The sequence below is a fragment of the Aeromonas sp. PrichA-15 genome (assembly GCF_017939245.1).
GTDB classification, from domain to species: Bacteria; Pseudomonadota; Gammaproteobacteria; order Enterobacterales; family Aeromonadaceae; genus Aeromonas; species Aeromonas caviae.
This window is the reverse complement of the sequence record NZ_JAGKRH010000217.1, coordinates 1-7,883: the sequence shown is the minus strand read 5'-3', so window position 1 is coordinate 7,883 and position 7,883 is coordinate 1. Positions and strand designations below refer to the sequence as shown.

General features: G+C 60.9%; 6 protein-coding genes and 1 pseudogene. All 7 read left to right on the top strand.

Annotation, left to right across the window (positions count from 1 at the left end; all coding sequences use genetic code 11):
• Positions 1–956: 956 nt before the first annotated feature.
• On the top strand, positions 957–2,090 hold the full coding sequence (hybO, locus tag J9889_RS19605; protein ID WP_210557789.1) for a hydrogenase 2 small subunit: 1,134 nt from the start codon (positions 957–959) through the stop codon (positions 2,088–2,090).
• Positions 2,091–2,092: 2 nt separating this feature from the next.
• On the top strand, positions 2,093–3,118 hold the full coding sequence (gene hybA, locus J9889_RS19600) for a hydrogenase 2 operon protein HybA (protein WP_201355850.1): 1,026 nt from the start codon (positions 2,093–2,095) through the stop codon (positions 3,116–3,118).
• A complete protein-coding gene (gene hybB / locus J9889_RS19595) occupies positions 3,111–4,298 on the top strand; it encodes a Ni/Fe-hydrogenase cytochrome b subunit (protein WP_017778885.1) in 1,188 nt (395 codons plus the stop codon). Before hybA ends, hybB begins: the two co-directional genes overlap by 8 nt.
• Positions 4,295–5,998 (top strand): hydrogenase 2 large subunit, encoded by a 1,704-nt coding sequence (gene hybC / locus J9889_RS19590; protein ID WP_210557787.1) that lies wholly within the window; start codon positions 4,295–4,297, stop codon positions 5,996–5,998. The genes hybB and hybC overlap by 4 nt, the downstream gene beginning before the upstream one ends.
• Positions 5,998–6,528 (top strand): HyaD/HybD family hydrogenase maturation endopeptidase, encoded by a 531-nt coding sequence (locus J9889_RS19585; protein ID WP_210557786.1) that lies wholly within the window; start codon positions 5,998–6,000, stop codon positions 6,526–6,528. The genes hybC and J9889_RS19585 overlap by 1 nt, the downstream gene beginning before the upstream one ends.
• Positions 6,510–7,046: a hydrogenase-2 assembly chaperone gene (hybE, locus tag J9889_RS19580; protein ID WP_210557784.1), complete on the top strand. Its 537-nt coding sequence runs from the start codon at positions 6,510–6,512 to the stop codon at positions 7,044–7,046. The genes J9889_RS19585 and hybE overlap by 19 nt, the downstream gene beginning before the upstream one ends.
• Positions 7,047–7,167: 121 nt before the next feature.
• A pseudogene (locus tag J9889_RS19575) lies at positions 7,168–7,737 on the top strand (ABC transporter substrate-binding protein); the annotation flags it as partial.
• Positions 7,738–7,883 lie beyond the last annotated feature (146 nt).

Sequence of the window (7,883 nt, the reverse complement as noted above, 5' to 3'; positions counted from 1 at the left end):
TGACGGTATAACCTGGCCAGAAGGAGGCAATATCAATATGATGCACGGCGACAGCAGGGTGATGGTGGTGGTGTGTTTGGAGACAGCCAGTTTACCAGCACCCTGTCTGTCAACTTCCACTTCCCCAAGATCCCGCGAAGAACCAATATTTATCACTGGTTTTTCCCCTTAAAACGGGAGGGGGATCGAGCCGTTTTCGCACATTGTTGGCGGTTTTTCGCACCGGCTGCGTGCAGGTGGGGTTGCCGACCCCTGGCCAAGGTGCGGGGAGGGGCAGGTGCATGGCAGAGGAGAAAAGCAGGCTACCAGCTCCATGGGGGGTGAAGGTGGAACTGCCGGATTAAAGAGGGCATCTCGTCGAACCGGCGAGTGGTGTACGCCACCAAGAAAGCTTGTGGCCGGCTTGGTGGCGCACGCGGCCGGAGAGACAGGTCATCCGTGGCCAGGGATGGTGAAGCATGGATGTGGGCCGGTTAATTAATCAAGCGGCGAAGATCAGCCTTGAACAGCAGGGCGGGTTATTTCTTAAAAGCTGATAATAAATATCGTTTGCGCGTTCATTTTGGTTGGTGACATATAATTAAATAAAATTTAAAGGTATATATTTTTAGCTACTTTTGACGCGGAAAAAAGCCTGTAACTGGTAGCATAAATATTGGATCAAATAGTGTGACAACGCTTTCATTCTGATTATTTAACATCACGAACTAACGGGTAATTTAAATGAATTAAATTCAATAACACGCAAAAATACCCCCTAGTGGGTATTTTTGTGACCCGCACCATGCTTTCTAAGTCTATGCTATATATGGAGTTTTTAAATCCATGATGATGAGTTTTCTATTTGAATAATGTTCCGTCACTTGATGGAGATCAACATAAAGGGGGAAGGGGAGGCATAGCATTCCCGCAATTAAGCATTTGTCAAACAATGCTCACTGACGGGAATAAGAAGAATGGTCGAGGATACTTTTTTATCGGCTCATGGAATTAATCGCCGTGACTTTATGAAATTGTGCGCCGGGATGGCCGCAACCCTTGGATTAAGCCAGCATGCCGTGGCCAAGATGGCCACCGCGCTCACCAGCCCCGAGCGGCCACCGGTGATCTGGATAGGGGCGCAGGAGTGTACCGGTTGCACCGAGTCGCTGCTGCGCGCCACCCACCCCACCATCGAGAACCTGATCCTCAACACCATTTCGCTGGAGTACCACGAGGTGCTCTCGGCGGCCTTCGGCCATCAGGCCGAAGAGAACAAGCACAATGCCATCGAACGCTACAGGGGCAAGTATGTGCTGGTGGTGGACGGCTCCATCCCGCTTAAAGATGGCGGCATCTACTGCATGGTGGCGGGGGAACCCATCGTCGACCATATTCGCCGCGCGGCTGCCGATGCGGCTGCCGTCATCGCCATCGGCTCCTGCGCCGCCTGGGGCGGGGTGCCCGCCAGCGGCGGCAACCCGACCGGTGCCGTCAGCCTGGAGGAGGCCCTCGGCAACCTCGGCACGCCGATTATCAATATCCCGGGCTGCCCGCCCAATCCCCACAACTTCCTCACCACGGTCGCCTACTACATCACATACGGCAAGCTGCCGGCGCTCGATGCCAAGAAGCGGCCGCTGTTTGCCTATGAACGGCTCATCCACGAAAACTGCGAGCGTCGCCCGCACTTCGACGCCGGCCGTTTCGCCAAGGAGTTTGGTGACGAGGGCCACCGTCAGGGCTGGTGCCTCTATCACCTGGGCTGCAAGGGGCCGGAGACCTACGGCAACTGCTCGACCCTGGAGTTCTGCGACGTGGGCGGCGGCATCTGGCCGGTGGGCATAGGCCACCCCTGCTATGGCTGCAACGAGCAGGGGGTGGGTTTCAGCAAGGGGATCTTCCAGCTCGCCAAGGTGGAGAATCCCACCCCGCGGGTGAACAAGCCCGACGTGGCCATCCAGGAGGGAGGACACATGTCGCCCACCGCCACCGGCCTTATCGGTGGGGCGCTCGGGGTGCTGGTCGGGGTGAGTCTGATGACGGTGCGCGAGCTCGGTCGCCAGCAGAAGCGCCATGAAGCCGGACAGCACTCATCACGGGAGGAGTGACCGTGAACAGACGCAATTTTCTCAAATTCGCCTCCGTCGGTGCGCTGGCGGCGGGCACCACCGTCTCCGGCACTGCCCTGGCGGCGGCCGAGAACAAGCCGCCCATTCCCGGCGCACTCGGCATGCTCTACGACTCCACCCTCTGCATCGGCTGCCAGGCCTGTGTGGCGGAGTGTCAGCGCCTCAACGGCAACCCGGCCAATCCGGCCGGGGAAGCAACTTGGTCCAACAACGACAAGCTGAGCCCCTACACCAACAACATCATTCAGGTGTGGAAGAGCGGCACGGGTGAGCACAAGGATCAGCTGGTGGATGGCTATGCCTACATCAAGAAGCAGTGCATGCACTGTGTCGATCCCAACTGCGTCTCCGTCTGCCCGGTGCAGGCGCTGACCAAGGATCCCAAGACCGGCATCGTCCACTACGACCCGGATGTCTGCACCGGCTGCCGCTACTGCATGGTGGGCTGCCCGTTCGACGTGCCCAAATATGACTACGACAACCCGTTCGGGGCGATCCACAAGTGCGAGCTTTGCAACCAGAAGGGGCTTGAGCGCATCGATCAGGGCAAATTGCCCGGCTGTGTCGAGGTGTGCCCCACCGGCGCCGTCATCTTCGGCACCCGCGAGGCGCTGATGGCCGAAGCCAAGCGCCGGCTGCTGGCCACCCCGGGCAGCGAGTATGCCTACCCGCGCCAGACCTTCAGCGCCAACGATCCCTACCTGCACGAGGTGCCCAACTACCAGCCTTACGTCTACGGCGAGAAGGAGGGGGGCGGTACCCAGGTGCTGGTGCTGGCCGGGGTGCCCTACACCAAGCTCGACATGCCCGCTTTGCCGGAGCTCTCCTCCGGGGCGCGCTCCGAGCACATCCAGCACACCCTCTACAAGGGGATGGTGCTGCCGCTGGTGGTGCTGACCGGGCTCTCGGTGCTCATTCGCCGCAACACCAAGGACCATCAGGATGGCGACGATCATGACTCGCACGCGGGCCATGACAAGCAATCGGGAGGCAAGGATCATGAGTAATCACAAGGCACATCCGCTGGGAGGCAGGCTGGTCAGCTGGCCGGTCATGGTGCTGGCGCCGTTCGTCATCCTGTGCGGCATGCTGATCCTTAAACGCCTGATCTTTGGGCTGGGTTCGGTCACCGATCTCAACGGGGGTTATCCCTGGGGGCTCTGGATCTCGTTCGATCTGCTGATCGGCACCGGTTTCGCCTGCGGCGGTTGGGCACTGGCCTGGGCGGTCTACGTCTTCAACCGGGGCGAGTATCACCCCCTGGTAAGGCCGGCCCTGCTGGCGAGTCTGTTTGGCTATTCGCTGGGCGGCCTCTCCATCACCATCGACGTCGGCCGTTACTGGAACTTGCCCTACTTCTACATTCCGGGTTTCTTCAACACCTCCTCGGTGCTGTTCGAGACAGCGGTCTGCATGACTATCTACATCGGGGTGATGGCGCTGGAGTTTGCCCCCGTGCTCCTGGAGAAGTTCGGCTGGAAGGCCTCCATGGCGCGGCTCAACAAGATCATGTTCTTCATCCTGGCGCTGGGGGCCCTGCTGCCCACCATGCACCAATCCTCGATGGGCTCTTTGATGATAGTGGCGGGGGAGAAGATCCATCCGCTCTGGCAAAGCTACGAGCTGCTGCCAGTCTTTTCGCTTCTGACCGCCTTCATCATGGGCTTCTCCATCGTGGTGTTTGAAGGCTCCCTGGTGCAGGCGGGGCTGGCGGGGCGCGGCCCCAACGAGAAGTCGCTGTTCTACAAGCTGACCCAGGTGATCGACATCTTCCTGATCCTGTTCGTGGCGCTACGCTTTGCCGAGATCGTCATCAACGACAAGTCGGAGTATCTCTCCGAGTGGAATCGCTACGCCTTGATGTTCTGGAGCGAGATCGCGCTGATGATCTTCCCGCTGCTGGTGTTCCACTGGGACAAGAGCCGCCGCGATTCGCGCATGTTGTTCCTGGGGGCCCTCAGCATGCTGCTGGGCGCCGCCCTCTGGCGACTGGATTACTCCCTGCTCGCCTTCAACCCCGGCAATGGCTACCACTACTTCCCCTCTGCGGCGGAAGTGCTGATCTCCCTGGGCTTTGTTGCCATCGAGGTGTGTGCCTATTTGCTGTTGATCCGGCTCTTGCCGGTACTGCCATCACTTGAACGTGTTCACCAAGATTATCAGGCCCGAGGGAAAGCCAACGTATGAGCCAACGTATCACCATAGACCCCATCACCCGCATCGAGGGTCACCTGCGTATCGACTGTGAAATCGAAGGCGGCGTCGTCACCAAGGCCTGGTCGTCCGGCACCATGTGGCGCGGGATGGAGGAGATCGTCAAGGGCAACGACCCGCGCGATGCCTGGATGATAGTGCAGCGCATCTGCGGGGTGTGCACCTCCATTCACGCCATCGCCTCGGTGCGGGCGGTGGAGAACGCCATCGGCGCCAAGGTGCCGGTCAACGCCCAGTACATCCGTAACCTCATCATCGCGGCCCACAACATCCACGATCACATCGTCCACTTCTATCAGCTCTCCGCGCTGGACTGGGTGGACATCACCGCGGCCCTTGAGGCCAATCCGCAAAAAGCGGCGGACATGCTCAAGGGGGTATCGACTTGGTCCCTCAACAGCGTCGACGAGCTGACCAAGGTGCAGGAGAAGATCCGCGCCCTGGTGGCGAGCGGCCAGCTCGGCATCTTCGCCAACGGCTACTGGGGCCACAAGGCGATGAAGCTGAGCCCGGAGGTGAACCTCATCGCCGTGGCTCACTATCTGCAGGCGCTGGAGTGCCAGCGCGATGCCAACCGCATCGTCGCCATTTTGGGCGGCAAGACCCCCCACATTCAGAATCTGGCGGTGGGCGGGGTGGCCAACCCCATCAACCTGGATGCACCGAGCGTGCTCAACCTCGAGCGGCTGCTCTACGTGAAGAGCTTTATCGATCGGCTCGGCGAGTTTATCGAGCAGGTCTACAAGGTGGATGCCGCCATCATCGCCGCCCACTACCCCGAGTGGCTGAACCTGGGGCAGGGGGCCAAGCACTACCTGAGCGTGCCGGAGCTGCCCACCGACGGTGACGGCGGCAGCTTCCTGATGCCCGGTGGCTACATCGAGAACGGCGATCTGGCCGGCTATCGCCCCATCGAGAGCCATCAGGATGCCTGGCTGATGGATGGCATTGCCGAGAGCAACAAGCACGCCTGGTACAAGGATGACGAGCCCCTCAAGCCCTGGGAGGGCAAAACCGAGCCCGACTACACCGGCTGGCAGGATGACGGCAAGTACTCCTGGGTCAAATCCCCCACCTTCTACGGCAAGGTGGTGGAGGTGGGGCCGCTCGCAGACCTCTTGGTCAAGCTCGCCGCCAAACACCCGGAGACGGTGGCGCACTTCGATCAGCTCAACGGCCTCTATAAGACGCTCACCGGTTCAGCCATCAAGACCGAACAACTGCACTCCACCCTGGGCCGCATCATCGGCCGGGCGGTACGCTGCTGCGTGCTCAAAGACACCCTGTCTCACCAGTGGAAGGAGCTGGTGGACAACATCGGCAAGGGGGATGTCAGCGCCTACATCAAGACCGAGATCCCGGCGGACAAGGAGTTTCGCGGGGTGGGCTTTGAAGAGGCGCCGCGCGGCATGCTCTCCCACTGGGTAGTCATCAAGGGCGGCAAGATCGAGAACTATCAGGCGGTGGTGCCATCGACCTGGAACTCGGGCCCGCGCAACTTCAATGATGAACCCGGCCCCTACGAGCAATCTCTGGTAGGCACCCCGGTGGCCGACCCCGCCAAGCCGCTGGAGGTGGTGCGCACCATCCACTCGTTCGACCCCTGCATGTCCTGCGCGGTGCACGTGGTGGATACCCAGAGTGGCGACGTGACTCAGGTGAAGGTGCTGTGATGAACACCCTGATCCTGGGCGTGGGCAACCTGCTCTTGAGCGACGAGGCGGTGGGGGTGCGCATCGTCGAGGGGCTGGAGCGCGACTACCGCTTCGCCCCCGGCATCGAGCTGCTCGATGGCGGCACCGCCGGCATGGAGCTGATCGAAGCCATGGCCAGTCGCGACCACATCATACTGGCGGACGCGGTGCGCAGCGGCAATCCACCGGGTACCGTGGTGACCCTGAAGGATGAGGCGATTCCGACCCTGTTCGGTCGCAAGATCTCCCCCCATCAGCTGGGGCTGGCGGACGTGCTCTCGGCGCTGCACATGACGGGGGAGTCGCCCAAGCGGCTCACCCTGATCGGGGTCGAACCCCAATCCCTCGAACCGCGCATCGGCCTCACCCCCGTGGTGGCGGCTGCCATGGGGGAGGCGACGGATCGGATCCTGACCCTGTTGGCCAGTCTGGGAGCTCCGGCCATTCCGCTCTTTGAGCAGGAGAAGGCCGAGCGAGCGCGGGAGGGCCTATGGCGCAATCCATTGTGAATGAGGTAGTGAACAAGACAGTGAACGAAGCCACGACAGAGTCGGCGCAGGAGTTCGCCGGTTTTGCCGCGAATCCCGCGCCATTGCTGGTAGCCCAGTACGAGCGGATCGCCCGCGAAGAGATGCAAGGTCTGCCTTTCTATCACCCGGCCATGCCCATCGTCGCCGAGTGCACCCTGTTTGAAGGGCAGTGGCTTGGCTGCGTGCTCACCCCCTGGATGCTCTGCGTGGTGGTGCTGCCCGGGCCGTATCAGCTCTGGCCGGTGCGTGGCAGCCGCGATCGGCTCGCCCTGCAGCTCCCCTGCGGCAACCTGACCTTTATGGTGGGGGCATTGCCCGAGATGGGGCAGTTGCTGGCCTGCTCGCTCATGTCCCCCATCGACCCGCATCTCGGCGCCGACGAGGGGCGGGCGCTGGTGAGCAGCACCCTCAAGATGCTGCTTTCGCTTCCGGTGCAGCAGGGGGCTGGCGGCGTGGATTTGGGGCGCCGACGACTGTTCGGGGGACGAAAGTCCTGAGACCAAGGCGTGCCGACAACCGGGCGCGTCAGTTTGACACAGGGGCCGGCATGGGCCCCTCACTCGCCTCATTGAGGTGGCGTTGCATCTCTGCGAGTGAATCCTGGGAACAAGGATCATGATGAAGATTGAACATGGCCGCGTCGATGGCCTGCTTGGTGCGCCAGTCCTGGTGCGGGCACTGCCCCTGCTGGCCCTGCTCTCGGGCGGTTTCTCTACCATGGCGCTGGCTGCCCAGCCCGTCCCCGCCGAACTCAAGCTCGCCATTGGCAGTGAGCCCACCGAAGGGTTTGACCCTCTGCTTGGCTGGAGCCACGGCAGCTACCTGCTGTTGCACAGTCCGCTGCTCAAACAAAACGCCGATCTCAGCTGGCAAAACGTGCTCACCCAATCGGTGACCCCGAGCACGGATGGCAAGGGATGGATCATTACCCTCAAGCCTGACCTGAAATTCTCCAACGGTGCACCGCTCACCGCCGAGGATGTGGCCTTCACCTACAACAGCGCAGCCCAGGGTGGCGGCAAGATCGACATGGGCAACTTTGTCTCGGCCAAGGTGCTCTCGCCCACCGAGGTTGCCATCACTCTTAGTGCCCCCCAGAGCACCTTCGTCAACGTGCTGGGATCCTTGGGGATAGTGTCGAAGCAGGATTACGACGCAAAAGCCTATGCCCAAAAGCCGGTCGGTGCCGCAATGCTGATCAGTTAAGGATCCATTGACCGATCCTTCTGCTGTAGGACAATCCGGAACCAATCACTGGTTCCGGATTTTTTATGTCTATTGCAAACGATCTGAACGATATTGTTGAGGCATCTGGCGACATGCTGGCTCGGCTG

What these genes read in the sequence shown, in the direction of transcription:
- hybO (WP_210557789.1), top strand. Translation starts at nt 957, where the DNA reads ATGGTCGAGGATACTTTTTTATCGGCTCATGGAATTAATCGCCGTGAC.
- hybB (WP_017778885.1), top strand. Translation starts at nt 3,111, where the DNA reads ATGAGTAATCACAAGGCACATCCGCTGGGAGGCAGGCTGGTCAGCTGG.
- hybC (WP_210557787.1), top strand. Translation starts at nt 4,295, where the DNA reads ATGAGCCAACGTATCACCATAGACCCCATCACCCGCATCGAGGGTCAC.
- J9889_RS19585 (WP_210557786.1), top strand. Translation starts at nt 5,998, where the DNA reads ATGAACACCCTGATCCTGGGCGTGGGCAACCTGCTCTTGAGCGACGAG.
- hybE (WP_210557784.1), top strand. Translation starts at nt 6,510, where the DNA reads ATGGCGCAATCCATTGTGAATGAGGTAGTGAACAAGACAGTGAACGAA.